The 18,928-nt window shown below is 43.2% G+C and carries 13 protein-coding genes and 3 pseudogenes; 5 read left to right on the top strand and 11 right to left on the bottom strand.

The genetic code is table 11. The features are described from left to right. The first annotated feature begins 286 nt into the window (after nt 1-286). On the top strand, nt 287-451 hold the full coding sequence (locus QZ938_RS24635) for a hypothetical protein (RefSeq protein WP_293157245.1): 165 nt from the start codon (nt 287-289) through the stop codon (nt 449-451). Between the two features lie 258 nt (nt 452-709). Here the strand turns inward: QZ938_RS24635 and QZ938_RS24630 are convergent, their stop codons facing one another. From QZ938_RS24630 to QZ938_RS24620, 3 genes and pseudogenes are all read right to left on the bottom strand, one after another. Next, nucleotides 710-934, bottom strand: a complete 225-nt coding sequence (locus QZ938_RS24630; protein WP_293365649.1) for a hypothetical protein — start codon at nt 932-934, stop codon at nt 710-712. A gap of 97 nt (nt 935-1,031) precedes the next feature. After that, nucleotides 1,032-1,559 (bottom strand): annotated as a pseudogene (locus tag QZ938_RS24625) (transposase); the annotation flags it as partial. Between the two features lie 2 nt (nt 1,560-1,561). After that, nucleotides 1,562-2,830, bottom strand: a pseudogene (locus tag QZ938_RS24620) (IS701 family transposase). Nucleotides 2,831-3,203: 373 nt separating this feature from the next. Between QZ938_RS24620 and QZ938_RS24615 the strand changes: the two are divergent. Continuing rightward, a pseudogene (locus tag QZ938_RS24615) lies at nt 3,204-3,482 on the top strand (zinc ribbon domain-containing protein); the annotation flags it as partial. Between the two features lie 327 nt (nt 3,483-3,809). After that, entirely contained in the window at nt 3,810-5,150 is a 1,341-nt protein-coding gene (locus QZ938_RS24610) for a hypothetical protein (protein WP_293157242.1), read from the top strand. 398 nt (nt 5,151-5,548) lie between these two features. Here the strand turns inward: QZ938_RS24610 and QZ938_RS24605 are convergent, their stop codons facing one another. The 6 genes from QZ938_RS24605 to QZ938_RS24580 form a co-directional block, all read right to left on the bottom strand. Beyond that, on the bottom strand, nt 5,549-6,715 hold the full coding sequence (locus tag QZ938_RS24605) for an LptF/LptG family permease (RefSeq protein ID WP_293157239.1): 1,167 nt from the start codon (nt 6,713-6,715) through the stop codon (nt 5,549-5,551). Between the two features lie 137 nt (nt 6,716-6,852). Then, nucleotides 6,853-7,581: an LPS export ABC transporter ATP-binding protein gene (gene lptB, locus QZ938_RS24600; protein ID WP_293157236.1), complete on the bottom strand. Its 729-nt coding sequence runs from the start codon at nt 7,579-7,581 to the stop codon at nt 6,853-6,855. A 171-nt stretch (nt 7,582-7,752) separates the two neighbouring features. After that, entirely contained in the window at nt 7,753-8,265 is a 513-nt protein-coding gene (locus QZ938_RS24595) for an LptA/OstA family protein (RefSeq protein ID WP_293157233.1), read from the bottom strand. A 135-nt stretch (nt 8,266-8,400) separates the two neighbouring features. Then, entirely contained in the window at nt 8,401-9,585 is a 1,185-nt protein-coding gene (locus QZ938_RS24590; RefSeq protein ID WP_293353876.1) for a transposase, read from the bottom strand. A gap of 481 nt (nt 9,586-10,066) precedes the next feature. Beyond that, a complete protein-coding gene (locus tag QZ938_RS24585) occupies nt 10,067-10,477 on the bottom strand; it encodes a DUF309 domain-containing protein (RefSeq protein WP_293157227.1) in 411 nt (136 codons plus the stop codon). A gap of 427 nt (nt 10,478-10,904) precedes the next feature. Continuing rightward, entirely contained in the window at nt 10,905-11,267 is a 363-nt protein-coding gene (locus QZ938_RS24580; RefSeq protein ID WP_293157224.1) for a ferredoxin-thioredoxin reductase catalytic domain-containing protein, read from the bottom strand. Between the two features lie 680 nt (nt 11,268-11,947). On the opposite strand from QZ938_RS24580, the gene cas6 reads away from it, so the two are divergent. Further along, nucleotides 11,948-13,072, top strand: coding sequence for a CRISPR-associated endoribonuclease Cas6 (cas6, locus tag QZ938_RS24575; RefSeq protein ID WP_293157219.1), 1,125 nt, complete (start codon nt 11,948-11,950; stop codon nt 13,070-13,072). Nucleotides 13,073-13,615: 543 nt separating this feature from the next. Beyond that, nucleotides 13,616-15,364, top strand: coding sequence for a HAMP domain-containing sensor histidine kinase (locus QZ938_RS24570; protein WP_293157216.1), 1,749 nt, complete (start codon nt 13,616-13,618; stop codon nt 15,362-15,364). 282 nt (nt 15,365-15,646) lie between these two features. On the opposite strand, the gene QZ938_RS24565 is transcribed toward QZ938_RS24570, so the two are convergent. Both QZ938_RS24565 and QZ938_RS24560 read right to left on the bottom strand, forming a co-directional pair. Further along, nucleotides 15,647-17,086: a DUF2079 domain-containing protein gene (locus QZ938_RS24565; protein WP_293353874.1), complete on the bottom strand. Its 1,440-nt coding sequence runs from the start codon at nt 17,084-17,086 to the stop codon at nt 15,647-15,649. A 310-nt stretch (nt 17,087-17,396) separates the two neighbouring features. Then, nucleotides 17,397-18,920 carry a DUF2079 domain-containing protein gene (locus QZ938_RS24560; RefSeq protein WP_293353872.1) on the bottom strand — a complete coding sequence of 508 codons (1,524 nt, stop codon included), beginning with the start codon at nt 18,918-18,920 and terminating at the stop codon, nt 17,397-17,399. Between the last annotated feature and the right edge of the window lie 8 nt (nt 18,921-18,928).

Raw genomic sequence — 18,928 nt, 5'->3', positions numbered from 1 at the left:
TTACGAGGATGTTCAAGATAGCCTCCAAGATAAGCAACCGATTCAACAGCCCAAGCAACTGTTAAAACCTACATTCCGCTCCCTAAACTGTCACAATCGGTTTTCACTTACTTTTATCGATAAACTAATCTATAAATTAGACATCTCCAAAAACAATTAAAGCTTTTCTGTAACTAGGCTGTAGGACGTAAATGCAATCGGGAGCATCCCGGTTTTGTAAATATCCGAATAAGTGTAAAATAGTTAAAATCAATAAAAGCGTCAAAAGAAGTCGAGAAAAAGAGCAATGACCCCTGAAGAACTAGAGCGGTTGGAATCCTGTACGGCAGAAATTCCTAAAATTTGGTATAATAATACACCCCCAAGTGGACTGACCAGTCTGGAAAATATTGAAAAACATCTCAGGCAACAATGGCTTGAAACAGTGGGCCCACAAATCGGTTTTTTTTGATCAAAGAAGCAACAGGAACAGAACAAGGACGACCGCGCACAGTAAAAAGCTGTATTTGTGAACTAATAATTACTGAAAAACCTGTCGGGGCGACAAGTCACCTATAACGCTGATAGAATAAGCCTCATAGCTCTTATGCCTTGTTGATAATTAGGTAGGGCTTGCTGAATAAAAGTAGAAAGCTTACCAGATAAGGGGTTTAAGCTTTTTTTGCTTGAATGAGTGCAAGTTATAGGAGTATAGAGCAATACGGTTTACTTAAGGGTTGGGAGGCTTTAAAATATTGAAAACACGAGGATTCATTTTTATTCCAGTACCTCTGTGTTTAACTTTTTTAGATTTAAATTTTGAAACAGGTTTTTTCACAACTCTTGGGTTATTTCTCTCAACTCTTTGTGGCAAAGTCGCATCAAGAATCTCCAAGTTCAACCAAGTTAAAAAAAGGGGATTTCTTGTGCTTCTAACCGCTGAAATTTGGAACACGACGAATAACTCGTAATGTACCGGTCATTACTCACAAGTTAAGCTTAAAACACTGTTGTCAATGAGTAATCTTACTCATTTTTTACCGAGATACCAATTAAAATATGACTCCATTTGTTGCCTTATTATTGCAAAAAAATTGTTCGGGACTTCTTTGAGTTCCAGGGAAAGGAGAAATAATTAGCCTGACATGAGGTTTTCGCAGTCGCGATCGAATCCATAAATCTTGATTTTTCTTGTCAGCAAAATACTTAACTAGGTCAGAAGCTAATCCTTTTTGATAGGCAACAGAAAAATGATACATTCCCCGATAAATCATTTCTAATGAAACACGTTCAATTGGTACTCCTAATTCATCTGCAACGGCATCCCCTAAGTCTACCAAAACCGCATAAAATAGCCAGGTAGCCCAGATTTGGAGCTGGATTCCGTTGACAGAACCAGTCCATAAATAACTTAAATTTAGGAGTCTCTTTACTATACAAAAAGCATCTTCAATTCGCCATCGTCTTTGATATAAATCTGCCACTACATAGGGAGGCAATATTTCGGGTTCTCGGACACTCGTCAGATAAGAACGCCAGCCATTTTTTGAGATAATTTGTACTAACGGGACTTAAACAAATTTTAAGCCCAAACAAAGCCTAAACTGGCTTTATAAGCGGAGAATACGTCCCAATTTTGGTTCAACCATTTTACAAACCTAAAAGATATGGCTGTCCGAAATGCTTCGAGTGCCTGAGTAAAGGTGTTTAAAGGTTTGTTTGCCCATGTACGCCTTAATCCTCCTGTTAACCTATGCCAGAGAATGAAAGTGTAGGCACAAAATACCAGAATGAAATGTCTTTTCAGGCTGGTTTCATCTCGCTCCTTGATATTCATTTAATCCCAACCATCCCTTGGCTTCCCGATAGAAAACTTCAACCCAATTTCTTTCTGAATAAGTTTTTACTATCCACTCCTCTGTCGCTATTGACGAGTCAGCATTACTCATCAAATAATCTATTTCAGTGGCGGTATCGAAAGTTTCTGCATTCATGACGATAGCCATTACTTTCTTACCCGTGCATTTTGATAATTCGACGAATTGAATTGCTACCCATACTGTTCTCGGTCGTTCTAAAGACAGTTGAATTTTTGTGAAAGCCTCTACAGGTAAGGATTTAGCTAAATTATCTACTCGAATCTCTTCTGTTTCCTCTACTGTTTTTTGAATTATTACTTTGCGATTCTTGGCAAGTCCTCCGATATATTTTAATTTGCGGTTTTCTAATTCTTGTAAAAAACTGGTGTTATTACCATACCCTGAATCCATCAAGACTATTCCTGGTTTATAGCCTCTCGAAGCAGGTCTTGTCGATTAAATTTATGGCTATTTCTGGCTTTTTCTTGAAGTCTGGATCATCTTTTCCGGAGGGTAATGAGTCGGCTTTTTTATACAATTCAATATCTAATGGCAGGCTCTTTTTGCCATCATATAGATGACTGGTAACTACTACTACCCCATTGTCGGTTTTTCCGAGTTGTCCGATGTATTGTCTTCCTACACCGTCGGTAAAGTTACCACTTTTTCTGTGTCCTGAATCATCTATTATTAGGCTGAATCCTCGACTAATCTTGGTTTGATTACATTGATTCATTACGTCTAAGCGACGTTGATTGAGTTCATTGAATGACCAAGGCGCTGTTGTTAAAAAATGATGTAATTTGTGGTAGGTTACTCCCCAAGGCGTTTTCTGCCATCTGCGACAGGTTTTTTCGTTCACTTTCTCCCAATAATCCTCCTAAATAGTTCCTAAACTCTCGTTTTTGGGCAAGATGACCAAAAATATCGTCAAATCTTTGACACCATCTATCGAAGCAGGGGGGCATCGCGGCAGGGGTTGTCTCTTTCATGGGTCATTTTTTAACGTTAGATGCTTGCTCTGTAACCATTATAACCTATTTTTACCGTATTTTATGTTTAAGTCCCGTTAATACATGAACACGGGTTCTTGCCACACGGGGGTCTTTGATTTCGGCAAATATTAATGCCATTTTTTCTGTCAGTTCAGTTGCCTGAGCTATACTCAATTTTTTTGACCTTTTAATCCTGTGTTTTTCAGAGGTGAAACCTGATGCCATAAGACCGACCTGCTAAGTAAGATAGAAACTTTGTACTGATCAGTCTACTAGATAACATCAGAGATGCTCAAACGATATCTGTCATTATATAAATGTGCCAAATAATCTGTATATTTAACTACCAAATTAGATGCGCTTACCCTGAGGAAAAACCTACATCGAAGTAGATAGGTTCTATCCCAGTTCTAAGACTTGTAATAACTGTTTAAATCGCGTGGATAGCTTGAGTTTGGATATTCGTAGTTGGCAATGTCCTAAATGTGGAGAAAACCATGATAGAGATATTAATGCTGCTAAGAATATTCTCTATGAAGGTTTACGAATTTTGGCGGTAGGGCATACCGTTACTGCTTCAGGAGGGAGAGTAAGACCGAGTAAAGGCACTGCTTTTACAAGGCATCTCCCTGTGAATGAAGAATCCTAGCCGTTTACGGCGGGGAGTGTCAACATTCTTATGTCTGCTTTATTTTACTGGGCAAAACTTATTTCGGTCGGTACTCAATCGAGCTTCACCTGTTGCATACATCTGTAGCAACAGTTTCCGAGAGTTAGGACGTTCTTAATTGCACTTTTCACAAGATATATGTAATGGAACTTCCTTCATGGTTCTTGCTTCTGCTATTATGTTTTTCGCAACTTGCAATCAAAATCGCGATCGCACTTACCTGGGGATAGCAAAAATCATGAAGATTGATGTGGTAGACTTATGAAAAATAGTTTTAAGTCCCCAGGCTCGGATGGAAGCAAAACTATGTCAAATTTCAAAAAATTCCCTACATCTGTCCGCTATCTAATAGCGCGTTTCCGCCACTGGACGCAACCGTCGGTTTGGGCTCCGCTAGCCGTGCTGTGTGCGGGGGGGGTTTTTATCTGGGAAGTCTCCGTACATCCAGAAAAGTTGAGCATAGATGGCGAAGAAGAAGCAGCAAACTCAAACAATCCAGATGCGCTCCCGGGGCTATCTGCTGAAGATAGTGCCATTGCGGCTGAAATCGACAGCTTGCCAGTGCTAGTCAATCAGTTCAATCGCTCCTATTCTGAACTGAACTTGTTGAATTCATCAGCAGTCAAAGGTAAAGGTTTATTCAACGAAATTCGCAGTCGCGGCTCAGAAAAGCCTAACCGATCTTCAGAGCCAAAGTCGGCGGCAATCAACACATTTGTGTCGCTGTCAAATTTACAAAATCCTGCGATTGGGACAGTCAACAATAACTCACAAGATTCCAGCTTGCCAAGTTCAAACCCGACATCTGATTTGAGTTTGTCGGGCATAAAAACGATCGACTCTGAGCCTGCGGGCGCACCGGAAGCAACTTTACCGGAGGCATCAGGTAGCGGTAATTCCAGCAAACAAAACGACAATCCTCTGCCTTTGAGTCCGCTGCAAGCAGCCATGAAAAAATACGTCGCTGCTGACATTTCAGCAACGGCGGCGGCCGTGAAAAGTGCAAACACCCCGAAATTGCTCGATCGACCGGCTTCCCTTGGATCTGGGACAAATCCGGCAAATTTGTTGCCAACGCTCGCTACAGCTCAAGGGAAAGCAAATCCTGGGAATGTTCCTGCGACAATCTCCCCACTTCCGGCTTCTACAAATACAATTATTAGCGACTCTCAACAATTTTTAAACCCGGCAGCTACGCTTCCTGAATCATTTGCCGGGTTAAATTCCAAAGGATCAGTCATCCCCACAATTACTCCACAGGCTCCAACGGTGGCTTTGCCAAAAAATCCCTACCAAACTAATTTATCCGAGTCGGGCTTGGCACCGGAAGTTCAACCTGTGGCGCTTCCTGTCGCCACACCTTCACCAATACCGCTAATTCCGAATTTCGGGCAATCTCCTAGCACGAGTGCCGGAGCAAACAAGATAATTAATCCTCAATTCTCTCCCAATTCAGCGAATTCTCAATTTCAACAACCTCAACCAAGTCAGATTAATTTGCCAAGCCAGCCTAACTTTGGAGCAGTTCCTCAAAATACCAATCAGGGCGGGCCGCCAATTCAACCGCAACCTTTTTCTACACCTCGTTCTTTGACTCCGGGACGCTATATTGGTGGCGGCGAAATCAATACTTTTGGTAATCCTTAAATCAAGGAAGAAGGAAGAAGGAAGAAGGAAGAAGGAAGAAGTTGAATTGTAGGGTGTGTCGCCCTTAAGAATCCCTGAAGTTGACAGACAATTTCACAGCGACGCACTTGAAAAAATTTTGAGAAATTGTATAAGGTGGGTCGCTATGAGATTGTCGATATTGAGTTAGAGATTTTTCTTGGGCGAGGCACCCTACAATTGTGAATTTTCTGAATTACCAATTATCAATCATATCGTGTACGGTCGATTGACTGCAATAAGTAAGGTTCGTAGTGTGGACTTTAGTCCGCAGTATATTGCGGACTAAAGTCCACACTACGAACGGTTTTTGTGATGGTAATCGACGGGACGTGATATTACCAATTCCAAATTCTAAATTCCACTTTGATTGGTAAAACTTACCTAGAGGCGGCTCTTCCCAACAACAATCCGCCGATTCCTAAGCCAAATGCGATCGGCAACCAAGCCGATAGAATCGGTGTTAAAACAGCTTTCACGCCCATAGAACTGGTGATGAAAGAAAATACATAGTAAGTGAAAATCACCACCACGCTAATACCAAAACTTGTTCCTTTCCCCGATCGCCGCGGTTGAGTTCCCAAAGCGGCTCCCACTAAACCAAATACCAAGCACACGAAGGGAAAAGCATATTTTTCTTGAATTCGCACCCGGAGTTTGCGAATTTGCGGTGCATCGCCGCTGTTTTTAATGATTTCCAAACGCTCTAAAGCTTGAGCAATATTCATTTCCTTGAAATCCCGCACTCTCGCAGCTAAATCTAAGGGCGTGCGGGGGAGTTGCAACTGCTGGTGTTGAAACCTAACTATATTGCGGTAAGAGCCGTCTGGAGCTACTATATAAGCGGTGCCGTTGAAAAAATCCCAGGTGTTTTCTGAGGGATTCCAAGTGGCTGATTCTGAAGAAACGATTTGATTGAGGCCTGGGGCGGAGCGATCGATAATTGTTAAACCTTTCATTTGCTGGCCGTCAAACTGTTCTGCATAAAAAAAGCGGGACAGGATTTCTTCACCGCCTTTTTCGGGTTTGCGAAATTCTGTGTAGATAATATTTCGATCTTGAAATGTCGGTTTTTCTCGCTTCAGAGCTCTGTCTAAAGTTATGGTAGCTCTGTAGCTGGCTGCGGGTACGACTAATTCTTGCAAAGCAAAGGTGAAGCCGGCAACTATTAAACTCATAATGACTGCGGGCATTATCAATCGGTAAACGCTAACTCCGCAACTGCGGAGGGCGATGAGTTCGCTGTCGCTGGAGAGTCGGCTGTAGCTCATTAAGGTTGCTAGCAGCATTGACATGGGGAAAGCTAATACTACAAAGTACGGAATTTGCAGCAGAAAAATTTCCAGGGCGGCGCCGTAGGGGAGGCCTGATTCTGCTACTCTGCGGACTAATTCAAATAAGGCTCCCACGGTGACGGCGACTGATGTAAATAGTCCGACGCCAAACAGAAATGGGCCGATGAGTTCTTTGGTAATGTACCAGTCCATTACTGATATTCTCGGCAGCCAGTTGAGGGGATTGAAAGATTTGGACATTGCTATTTTCATATTTTGGCGTTTTTGCCGATCGCTCCTCAAGTTAAAATTTACTTTCTCAATTCTAAAATTCTGTCTTGTGTTTTTATACTGGGGAGGGCGGGTTCGCCTATAGCCGCCCTTACTCGGTTCGCGGTTGCTATCAAAGACTATCGCACGAAGTTGTCGCCTAAGTAATACTGCCGCACTAAAGGGTTGCTGTAGAGTTCTTCTTCAGCCCCGGAGGCTAAAATTTGACCGTCTCGCATGATGTAGGCTCGATCGGTAATTTCGAGGGTTTCTCGGACGTTGTGATCGGTGATCAGAATGCCGATTTTACGATCGCGCAGTTTGGCAATTATCGTCTGAATTTCGTCAACGGCGATCGGATCGACGCCTGCAAACGGTTCGTCTAAAAATAGAAACATCGGCCCGTCTCGCCCAGCAGCTAAGGCTCTCGCTAGCTCAGTCCGCCGTCTTTCTCCCCCGGAGATTTGAATTCCCAAACTGGATGCTATTTTTTCTAAGCGAAATTCTTGCAACAGGAAATCGACTCGCTGCTTCCATTCCCCACAAGGCACTTGAGTTTGTTCTAGGACTAACAAAATGTTGTCGCGGACGCTCATGTTGCGAAAAATGCTGGCTTCTTGAGCGAGATAGCCTATTCCCAACTCTGCTCGTTTGTGCATCGGCAATTTAGTGATGTCTAAATCGTTGAGCCAAACAGTCCCTTGATTGGGTTTTTCTAATCCGGTAGCTATGTAAAATGTTGTGGTTTTGCCTGCACCGTTGGGGCCGAGGAGTCCGACGATTTCTCCTTGGGCTACTGAAAGGTTGACGCGACTGACTACATTGCGTTTTCCGTAGGATTTGTGAATATTTTCGAGTACAATTTTCATGCTCGCCGAGGCAATTTCTACCAGCTAAATTTCGGACTGTGGGTTTGTGCGATCGCGTTTGAAGTTTACATTCTACCTTTTCAAACTTTTTAGTTTTTAAAAGACGAAATTTCGCATCTATCTCAAGTAGTATCTTTTTGCCGATGCGAAATTTTGCTGCTACCTGGCGTGTTACTTAGGAGCTGTTCGGGGACGGGCGGGCGGTTTAACAGCGGGATTTGGATTAACCGGAGCTGGTTTGGGCCCGATCGCATTTTGGGCTGCTGCATCTTGTTCTGGCGCCACCAGATAGACGGATTCTACTTGTCCTGGGTTGTCTGGGAGCGCAATAAACCGCCCTTCGTCAATCAGGTATGTGATGGTTTCGCCGCGCAGGCTGTTGCCTTGCTGCAATACGTACACGTCGCCGCTGAGTATGATCCGGCGCTCGCGGCTGAAGTATTGAGCTTGAGCTGCGGTTGCTTGTATTTGGCGGGCTGGGTAGTTGATTTGGACGTTGCCGCGGGCTGTCACGATGCCGGTTTTGGAATCGGCTTCTTGAACGTCCGATCGCACGCTGAGTGTGCGGGGCGGTGCGGCTTGCGGGTAGGTGGGAGAGGCGATCGCGCCAGCCAGAGTCAGCGGCAACAGCAGCGACAATCCTTTGAATAGGCGGGAATTGAGTAGTTTAGCGGAGGGCATCATAGCTTGCAAGCCTCAAAATTTTTGAAATTGCTGAAGGGCATTATCTGCTACATAAGATTGACATAAAGCGGACAAGAATGACATCTCGGACGCTTAAAACTTACTTCCTGCTTCTACGTAGGGAGTCGGCTCCTTCTACTCTACAGGCGTGAATTCAGGATTAGCCATCCTTACTCTATCTCGTGAGACCGATGCTAAATTAATCGCGGCATTCAAATCTCGATGACAACTGTTGTCACAAGCCTCACAAACAAATAATCGATCGGAGAGTGACATTGGCTGAACGTTACCGCACTTTGAGCAAGTTTTAGATGAGGGATACCATCGATCTACCACTTCGACAACAGTGCCGTAGATGGGAGATTTATAAGTTAGTTCTCGTCGAAATTCATAAAACCCTGAATCTAAAATTGCCGCCGCCAGTTTGTGATTTGCTGCCAGACCAGAAATATTTAAATCTTCTATGCAGACGCGAGCGTACTTTTGGCTGATTTCTGTGGTTGTTTTCTGCAAAAAATCCCGCCGTCTATTGGCAATATCGGCGTGTTTTTTAGCCAGTTTTCGAGCGAATTTTCGAGCGTTTTTCGATGCTTTGATGCCAAGTTTTCGATTCCCTAATTGCTTATTTCGATTGCGGTACTGTAGTTTCCCTAGCTTGATTTTCCCCTTTTTTAGGGAATCTGGCAGTTGGTATACCGTACCGTCACTCAAGGTAGCAAAGGTGGATACTCCTAAATCTATGCCTGTTGGTTGGGATACTTCATGATACAAAGGGGGGATTTTGTCAGCTTTTATCGTAAAACTGACGTACCATTTGTCCGCAGTACGGCTGATAGTAAATGTTTGAGAGCAACAGTTGTACCCAACAGATTCTTGCAGGCGAAACGTTCCCAATGTAGGAATCTTTATCCGATTGCCAGCCATCTGAAATACTGGTCCCTTGCTGCTGTCTACTGTAAACGAATCCCCGGATTTCTTGCGTTTGAAATTAGGAAACCCGCTTAACCCTTTAAAAAAGCGTTCGAGGGAGTTATTGAAGGCTATGAAAGCGTTTTGATAAACGCGGGATGATAAAGTGTTAGTCCATTGATATTCTGGTTGTTTTTTGATGAAGTTCGTGAAGGTTTTTTTGATTGCGGCAATCTTTCGGGTGCGGCTGATAGGGATGTCCATCACGCCCACGTACAGGGTGCGAGCTAGGTTGTAGCAAAACCTAGCGTAACCAGCGTGTCGCGCCATGAGGGTACGTTCAGCATTGTTGAGTTTTAGTTCTAGCTTCAGGGCGTACATAGCTTCTGAGCAAGTCAGGAGTGCCAACATTGATACTTATTTTACCAGTTGCAGAGAGCGATTGCGACCAGAACACCGTGTTTTTTGGACAAAATGTCTTTAATGTCAGGAAAAGTCTATGAAACTGCCGTTTAGTATCATCTGACTCCTTATTTTTCTCTATGGAGATTGGCTCCACCACACCCGATCGGTTAGATATTTTATCTTAACGGCCGTGAAAAATTCCCGTGAGGTCGATCGACCTGCCCGAGAGCGTCAACCAATTATCCTAGCAAGACAATAGCGAATTTAACGACGTGTTTGGCTGATTTACAGTTTGTAGTGAGGACTTCAGTCCTCTGGCTGCGGTTTGTAGTGAGGACTTCAGTCCTCTGGCTGCGGTTTGTAGTGAGGACTTCAGTCTTGGGTGTGACTTTTAGTCAATAAACTTGTTGCTTAAATCTTTGATTGATAGTCAACCGCAGATGCAAAGCAGATGTACACAGATGTACGCAGATAATTTGAAGAAGTGTCAACCGTGCATCTGATGTTTCAAAATGTATGGTAATTGCAAGCCTGCAACTTCTGTACCTGCGAACAACGGTACAAAATCAGCAACTTTTTCCGGGCCAGCTTGTTGCAATACGCTCAAAAGTTTAGCACTTTGTCCGAGCAAATCTTCAACAGCAATTCCCGCATAACTCGGTTGATAATAATTGAGCCGATTTATGCCTTCTCCCAGCAAGATGACTGCACCGCGCCAGTTTTGATTGCTTAAGTGATAAAGCGCGACAGAAATTTGCAATATTCCCTGATAAAACCTTTTGTCCGGCTCGCCCGCTTCCATCCACAAAGCCTCTAAGGTATCGTGACAAGCGTAAAAATCTTGGCTGTTAAATTCTTCGATACCTTGCAAAAACTCGATCGGCATTTCATCTGTCATTGATTGAAATTGGGAATTTTCGATTGGGTGCGTGTTTCAGTAGGCAGCGATCTTTTTTTCAATAGCTAAGTCTTAAAAACAGGAAAAATAACGACCTATTTTTAGCGATAAAATTGGGTCTGAAGCCTCCCCGTTTAGGGGGAAATCAAACAAAATAATTCATTGCTCCAATCCTCTTCTATCGACGGCTATGGGTAGCTGTCAACTGTCACAGGTCAACTGTCAACTGATGAAAACAGCTACCAATTTTACCAGAAAGAATTGGTTTAAAGCCCGCCCGCCCGATCGGGAGAAATTAAAAGAAGACTATTCATTACTCCAATCCTCTTTCTTTCAGGTAGAGGTAGCTCTCAACTGTCAAGCGGTCAACTGTCAACTGTCAACTGTCAACTGTCAACTGTCAACTGAAGACCGCCTACTTAACCGATTACATAGTCTCTCTGACTGCTTGAATCTGATCCATGCTAATTTCCTGATTAGTTCCAGCAAAATCGTTATCTGGCGTCAGAAATAACATACAGTGACATTCTTTCCGCTCGCGCATGGGAATGCAAGGACAGTTCCAGTAGGCGGCTTTGACTTCGGCTTCTTTGTCTTCGTAATGGCGACAAGGGCATAGGGGAGCACCTAGTTCGTCTTTGTGTTTTGCTAGTCCTTCTATGACGACAGCAGTGACTGAAGGCTCGGAACAAAAGTAAGTGCCGGTGCGCTTGGCATAGGTTTCGGAGAAATTCTTCATCGCCTCCAAAGTTTTTTCGTTGGAGAGTTTGGATTTTTCTGTTGTGTTCATAAAAAACGCTCGGTAAGTGGGAAACTCAGAGTCTTTAGACCTGAGAGGGAAACGACTCGGCGGTTTCAAACGCCTTGAATCCCCTTGCGGGGTAGAGGGGTCGGGGTAGAGGGGTATGGTTGCCCCTCTGTGGAGATATGGTTGTCTCCGAATCCCTTTCGGGTAATGTTCGCTTCGCCAATGTTATAAGAGCTTTTTAGACCTGCAACACTGTTTCAGTGACTTTAAAACTGTTTAATTGCAGGTGACAGAGCGGAAAACTAGCGTCGCATTCTCCGGTGTCGTGACCCAAATAACGTAGTCAGTTAAGACTTAGGCCCGTCAGCACAGCTTGCTCGATTTCTCTTACAAGCTCAGTCCCTTTAGGGCTGAGTTACTGACAGTTCAGGATCGGAGTTGAGGATGCTACGAGCTTTTGACAATTGTACCCCAGAATGTGATTTTAAACACTTGATATTTCTGTTTACTTACAAGGAGGAAAAACTTGACAAAAATTGAGTTTTAGGTTGTCGGTTTTTTAGTGATTTTTCAGCATCCCTCCGGGTTCGGGAAACTGGCGGTTGACCCGGTTTTTGGAGCTGCTAATAGATTTGACAGATCGCCCGCCCAGACAAAAACATCCCCCAACGGGGATAAAAAAAGATAAAATATGAGACCGCTGTCCCTGTTTCCGGCATCTCATGGCAATTTTCCCGCACCCCACCCGCACCAAAAAAGTTCCTTCCTCGGGGCTGATTTGGCCCGCTGACACCGAGTTAGTCGGATTAGTGTTTGAATTGACCCCCCGCGCAGCTAGCTATCTGTACGCGCAGTATGCTATAGGTTTGCACGCTTGGTTTTTGTATCAAATTCAGGAAACTGACCCGGAATTATCGCAACTTTTGCACGACTCGCAGTCAGAAAAAGCCTTTACTATTTCGGGATTGGAGGGTGATTTGCTCCCTGCCGGTAAGGAATTTCAGCTTTTGGGCGATCACATTTACCGCTGGTATGTCACAGGACTTTCCCAACGAGTAGTACAATGGCTGAGTCAGTGGCTGCAAAATTTGCCCCAAGAGATTGATTTGCGAAATGCTCCGCTACTCATTCGCTCTTGGGATATTGCTTTTTCTCCGACAACTTACCAGCAATTGCTAACAGCAGAACCTCCATTATCTAAAAACATAAAACTTAGTTTTGTAACTCCTACAAGCTTTCGCAGCAAAGGGCATCACTTCCCGCTACCAGTTCCAGAAAATGTTTTTCACAGCTATTTGCGCCGCTGGAATAACTTTTCGGGTATGAATTTTGACCAAGCAGAATTTATGACTTGGATTGACGAAAATGTAATTATTAGCCGCCACAAGTTGGAGTCGCAAAAGGTGGCGGCGGGGAAAAAAGGTATGGTAACGGGATTTACTGGGGCTGTAGAATTTGCGATCGGGCGATCGGCCGGATTGCGCCCTGATTTTGTACAATTATTTTATGCCTTGGGGCAATTAGCACCTTACTGCGGCACAGGACACAAAACAACTTTTGGATTGGGACAAACCCGATCGCAATGGTTGACAGAATCCCTACCCGAAGTCTCTATCCAAACCGTATTGGCGGCGCGAATCGACGAATTGACAGAGAAGTTTATAGCGCACAGAAAGCGTACAGGCGGAAGTCGGGCTGGTGAGATTGCGGAAACTTGGGCGACGATTTTAGCGCGCCGGGAATTGGGGGAATCTTTGTTGGATATTGCTGCTGATTTAGAAATGCCTTATGAAACTGTGAAAACTTATGTGAAGTTAGCAAGAAGAGCTTTGAAAGTCGAGGATTGAAGCGAAGCAGACACACAACGAAAAAGCCCAGTACGCTGAGCCTCTCATGGAAAAAAGCTCGACGACAGCCAGCCAGACGATGAAGCGGATGGATGAGAAATTTTGATTGAGTTGTCAAATTCATTCGCTGTCGCTTATATTGGTAGTTAGAGCGATCAATTTTATGTAGGAAAAAAACCGAGAACTGGTTGGCGAGGAATCCGATCTATTATCTATTGGGTGCATCTGGTTTTGGCAAATATATCGCTCCGGGGCGAAGCATGACCTCCGTCAATATGGGATTATAACTAATAACTTATATGCGGTCATGCTTCTTCAGGCTTCAAAAACCAGATGCACCCGATCTATTTACTATTAGGAGACCCGAGAAAAATTCGCGAAGTATTTGATTTATTTTAAGTCCTGGCTTTTGTTTTTTTACAAGTAATTGTGATTATAATATATCCAGTGTCCACCATGAGTTCTATGCCCGAACCTAAAAATAGATTTAAACTTGGTCTCTTATTCGATCGACATGAGAGCCATTTCTTAAAGCATTCATTTATGCGAAAGTTGCGTTTACGTCATCTGAAGCATTGGTTCAGTTGTCTCAAGGTAGGACAAAAGATTAGTGTGGGCTATGGACTGGCGCTGGGGGTGGCAATTCTGGGAACCGCTACAGGAATATCGATCGCTGACCAATATCATCAACAAGCTGTTAGACACGAACAAAATGCGATCGAAGAAACTCAATTGATCAGTGAATTGCAGATCCAGCTCGTTCAAGTTCTCCTCCACCAACAGCAGATCCTGATGCTATTGGAAAATCGAGATTTGCTAGACCAACAGTATTCCTATTTTTTAAACCATGTGGCTCTATTCAAAAAAGAATGGTCTGAGTTTAAATCTTCGGAAGGGGATACAAAAAATCATAAGGTTGACGAGTCACCTGCTGAAATAAATACCGTCAGACGTTTTCTGCAAGCCAATGAAGAGATTCCAGAGGCTTACTTGCAGCAGACAGAGGCGATATTAAAGGCAATTAATACCGCTGAATTATCACCCGCAGAAATTCAGATATTCCGCAGCCAGCTCTTGACTTTTGGCAGCAGTCCTACATCGCTGCAATTGAAGAAATTTTTACAAGATATAGAGCAATTAAAGGTAAGGGCGTATAAAGATTACAAAGAAGCAAAAACTGAGTTTGCAAATGTACAGGTGCTACGAGTGCAGGTTATTGCTGGGAGCATGATTTTGTCGGTGGCGATCGCCATTTTCCTCGCGATTTATACCAGTCGGGCGATCGCTCGTCCCCTCCAACAAGTGACCATTATTGCTCAGGAAGCAACCCAAACCGGCAATTTTGATTTACAAGCTGCTGTTACCACTCAAGATGAAATTGGTATATTAGCAACAGCCCTAAATCAACTGATTCGACGAGTCAAGCAACTGCTACAGGAACAACAAGCCGCATCCACAGAACGCCTAATTCAACATGAAAAAATGGCGACTTTGGGACAGTTGATTGCAGGAGTAACCCATGACATTAACAATCCAATTAATTCCATAGCCGGCAACCTAACCCATACTGACAGATACCTAAAAGACTTACTAGAACATTTGCACATCTATCAGCAGCATTACCCCGAACCTGCGTCAGAAATTGTCGAACACGCTGAAGCCATTGAGCTAGAATTTGTAGAAGAAGATATACCCCTAATGCTTGCATCTCTTCAGGAGAGTGCTGAACGTATCCGCGATATCAGTTATTCCATGCGGTTGTTCGCACGAGCAGATTCTTCCCAAAAGATTGCTTTCGATATCCACGAAGGCATCAACAGCACGCTATTAATTTTAAAACACCGACTCAAAGCTAATAATAATCATTCGGAAATTACTGTCACCAAAAACTACGGTAACTTGCCAAAAGTTAAATGTTTTGCTGGACAACTAAATCAAGTATTTATGAACATTATCGGTAATGGGATTGATGCCCTAGAGGATGCAATGGATCGAAGTAAAAATTCTGATTATTCTGAAGTCGTCCTGATTCCTTTAATTAAAATTCAAACTGAAATTGTCGAAGATAATTGGGTCAGAATTACGATTGCTGATAATGGTTCAGGCATCGATGAAGCGTTTAAATTACGGTTGTTTGAGTCATTCTTTACAACCAAAGATGCTGGGAAAGGCACCGGGCTAGGACTCTCAATGAGTCACCAGATTGTGACCCAAAAGCACGGGGGGAAACTCTACTGCCATTCCCAAATTGGACAGGGAACGGAGTTTGTGATTGAGTTACCTATTGGTTAATTTCAATGAATAATCAAAAGCAGAGTTATACGAATTTTTTATGAGGCTGCATAGAATCCGAATACAAATTAGGTACGTAGTTGCGCTTGAGCGCTCTTTCCTAATATTATCAAGAGCGCTGAAGCGCAACTACATACCTATGATGACAATAAAATCACCCTGCTTATTAAGGGGGACTTAGGGGGATCGGGATATGTGCAACTTCACATTAAATTGGTATTAAGCGTCAATTTGACCAGGTAAAAATATTATGTCGCTCGATATGATATGATATAAAATCATTTATTTATTAGCGTTTTGGACAAATAGATATATGTCATCCCGCTGATATTTGAGTGTAAATTGGGGATGGTTGGCGAGTTGAGTTATGAGGTTTTGCACAAAAGCTCGATCGCTCATCCAGCCAGGATACCTCAGATTCAGCAAGACATACTCAAACTCTGCGAGATTTCCAGGAGGCGTCTGAGCCTGAGTTAAGCGTACTACAGGGCGGTGCGTTAAGTGCGGAGCCATGTGAGAAGTGGTTAAAACACTACCTTTTGTGTTGACGAGAGTGATGGCTTCTCTGCTAGCCGACAAAGTGTCGAGGGAATCTACATAAATAGTCCAAAAATAGCCGTATTTCGCTAAAGCTAAGAAACCAATCAACGACCAAATTACAATCGCTCTCGGCAATTGATAATCTGGAATTGGCAATCTATCAAATATTATCTTTACTTGTTGCTGATTCCTATCTGCCAAAGTCGAAATTACCGCCACTAACAAAAACGGCAATATCGGAATAGAATATTGATGAATCAAGTCTCGCTGAGCGGGAATATCCGAAAGAATATTCATGGCTAACATCGGCGCAGCGCTAATTAAAGGTGTCAGATGCCGTGGCGAAACCCACCAAATTACAGGTAATACTAATAACGCTAAATATTCAAAAGTATCAGCAGAAAACAAACGCCCTAAAATGAGATTTGGTTTCAAGATTAAATTAACAGCTATTTCTAAAACCGAGTTTCCCAAATATTGATATCGCCCGATTCCCGCGTGTTCTCTTCCCTGATTGAAATACGGTATAACTCCCTGAGTAACTACCAGAAACCAACCTACGCCGAAAAATAGAGCTATCAGCCCGCAATTGCGTTTTTTGTCAAAACACAAGAGCCACAATCCCATCGCAGCTACAGTCAAAGATAACACCGCTTTGCAGCTCAAAACTAAGACGATGGCAGCACAAAACCACAGAGTTTTATTGAGTCGCGCGGCGAGGATTGCTGCTAGCAGTGCGGGTAAAGCAATGACTTCGGGGTGGAAGTCGAAGAGGTTGACATTGAAGACTAAGGGGTAGAAAAGGTAGATACAGGCGATCGCCCGAGCTATACTATTCTTTAATCCGGCTTGACTGGCCAAACTCCAAACTGGCCAAGCCCCAGATGCTAGGGCTACTGCTTGCACTAACAACAGCCAATGAACATCGGGATATATTTTGTAAAGCCAAGCGACGGGATACATCACCCCAGCGGCGTGATTTCCCAGGTGGTGAATTTCGAGAAATGAGGAAAACGGCGTTTCTCCTTGACTGATGAGATACGCTACTTGATCGTAAATTCCGAGCTCAAAGGCGTTGGATTCAAGCAGGGCGTGGCGTACACTGCTGCATAGGAAAAATATCAGGGCAAAAAGGGCGATTTGCCAAATTACTGGATGATATTTTAGCTTAAAATTGTTCATATTGTATAGCCTTTTTCAGAAACATGAGGTACTCATGGGCATAGGGCATAGGGCATAGGGCATAGGGCATAGGGCATAGGCCTCAGTGGGCATAGGATAGGGCATACCTTACTTTTTTGATAACCGCTGTATTCATTTCCAAATTCTCTTAAAATTCTCTGCCTTAAATATGCGGTTTGTTTATTAATGAATAATTGCAATATAGCAGTCCTTGCACGAATCGTAAAGTTTTTTACCCCACCCCAACCCTCCCCTTATTAAGGGGAGGGAGTAAGAAATTCACAAATAATTTTGGATTGCAATAAGTATACTAATTGCTTATTTTTTGAAACAAAAATACATCGTCTTGCTGATAGCTAATTTTAAATTCAGGAGATTGTTTCAGTTGATTCACAACCCTCGCAGCAGTATCCGCAGTATCGTGCCAAGGATGGCGCATATTTAATAGTACATACTCAAATTCATTTAAGTTTTGTCCGTTGGCAACTTGATGCAACAATTTAATTGTGGCACGATGAGCGAGATGAGTTGCTAGGGAATTATCTGTCAACACATTGCCTTGAGTTTGCACTCTATTAATTGCCTGCCGCGTCGCTTGCCAAGTATCGAGAGAATCTAAATAAATTGTCCCAAAATACCCATACTTTGCTAAAATCAAAAAGGTTAGTAGCGACCACAAAATCAACAATTTTGACACATTAGCAAACAGCAATTTCCCCCACCTCCAACTGCGGCGAATCCACAGGCGGCGAATCCAGATATGTTTGACAGATTGAAGCGAAATCCTTTTCGAGAGGGGCTTCCAAATTCGCGGCATCAAATTGCGGTGATTCCATAGATAATTTCCGGCATTTTTCCCAAAATTATTGCCTCTTCTCTGTCTGTCTGCTAGTGTAGAAATTACCACGGTTAATACAAAAGGAAATATCGGTACCGAATACTGGTGAATCAAATCTCGTTGAGCTTCAATATCCGAAAGAATATTCATCACTAGCATGGGAAAAGCACCAATTAATGGTGACAGGTGACGCGGGGAAAGCCACCAAATTACAGGCAAAAATAACAAAAACACATAGCCGAAAGTCCCAGCAGAAAACAAACGCCCTAAAATGAGATTTGGTTTCAAGATTAAATTAATCGCAATTTCCAAAACTGAGTTTCCTAAATATTGATATCGCCCGACACCTGCGTGTTGTTTGCCTTGATTAAAATATGGTACGATTTCTTGAGTGGCTATCAAAAACCAGGCTGCACCGAGAAATATAGCGATGAGTCCGCACTTGCGCGTTTTTTCAAAGAAAAATAGCCAAACACCCATCATTAAAACTGTCAAAGATAGCACAGCTTTGCAGCTTAAGATTAAGAGGATGGCGGCACAAAACCACAATGTTTGATTGAGTCTGGCGGCTAGGATTGCTGCTAAAATGGCGGACATTGCTATGACTTCGGGGTGGAAGTCGAACAGATTGACGTTAAATACTGCGGGATATAGCAGATACATGGCTGCAACTGCGATCGCCTTTGGTTCAGTTAATCCCGCTTGACGTGCTAAACTCCAACTAGGCCAAGCACCTAAGGCTAGGGCAAAAGCTTGCACGAATAACAGCCAGTGAACATCGGGATATATTTTGTAGAGTAAGGCTAGGGGATAGAAGATAAAGGCAGCATGATCTCCTAAAATATTGATTTCCATTAATGAGGAAAATGGTGTTTGATTTTGGGAGATTAAGTAAATTGCTTGGTCAAAAATGGCTAAGTCGTAGGCAGTGGAATGAAACAAAGCGTGGCGCGCGCTGCTGGCTACAAATAAAATTATCGTTGTTACGACAATCATTAACAATA

It is taken from the genome of Microcoleus sp. CAWBG27 (assembly GCF_020883145.1).
Lineage (GTDB): Bacteria > Cyanobacteriota > Cyanobacteriia > Cyanobacteriales > Microcoleaceae > Microcoleus.
Note: the sequence above shows the minus strand (reverse complement) of the source record. Positions and strands in the feature narration are given on the sequence as shown.

Coding starts and splice junctions, on each gene's coding strand:
- QZ938_RS24635 (WP_293157245.1), top strand. CDS start 287: ATGACCCCTGAAGAACTAGAGCGGTTGGAATCCTGTACGGCAGAAATT.
- QZ938_RS24610 (WP_293157242.1), top strand. CDS start 3,810: ATGTCAAATTTCAAAAAATTCCCTACATCTGTCCGCTATCTAATAGCG.
- QZ938_RS24605 (WP_293157239.1), bottom strand. CDS start 6,715: ATGAAAATAGCAATGTCCAAATCTTTCAATCCCCTCAACTGGCTGCCG.
- lptB (WP_293157236.1), bottom strand. CDS start 7,581: ATGAAAATTGTACTCGAAAATATTCACAAATCCTACGGAAAACGCAAT.
- QZ938_RS24595 (WP_293157233.1), bottom strand. CDS start 8,265: ATGATGCCCTCCGCTAAACTACTCAATTCCCGCCTATTCAAAGGATTG.
- QZ938_RS24590 (WP_293353876.1), bottom strand. CDS start 9,585: ATGTTGGCACTCCTGACTTGCTCAGAAGCTATGTACGCCCTGAAGCTA.
- QZ938_RS24585 (WP_293157227.1), bottom strand. CDS start 10,477: ATGACAGATGAAATGCCGATCGAGTTTTTGCAAGGTATCGAAGAATTT.
- QZ938_RS24580 (WP_293157224.1), bottom strand. CDS start 11,267: ATGAACACAACAGAAAAATCCAAACTCTCCAACGAAAAAACTTTGGAG.
- cas6 (WP_293157219.1), top strand. CDS start 11,948: ATGGCAATTTTCCCGCACCCCACCCGCACCAAAAAAGTTCCTTCCTCG.
- QZ938_RS24570 (WP_293157216.1), top strand. CDS start 13,616: ATGCGAAAGTTGCGTTTACGTCATCTGAAGCATTGGTTCAGTTGTCTC.
- QZ938_RS24565 (WP_293353874.1), bottom strand. CDS start 17,086: ATGAACAATTTTAAGCTAAAATATCATCCAGTAATTTGGCAAATCGCC.
- QZ938_RS24560 (WP_293353872.1), bottom strand. CDS start 18,920: ATGATTGTCGTAACAACGATAATTTTATTTGTAGCCAGCAGCGCGCGC.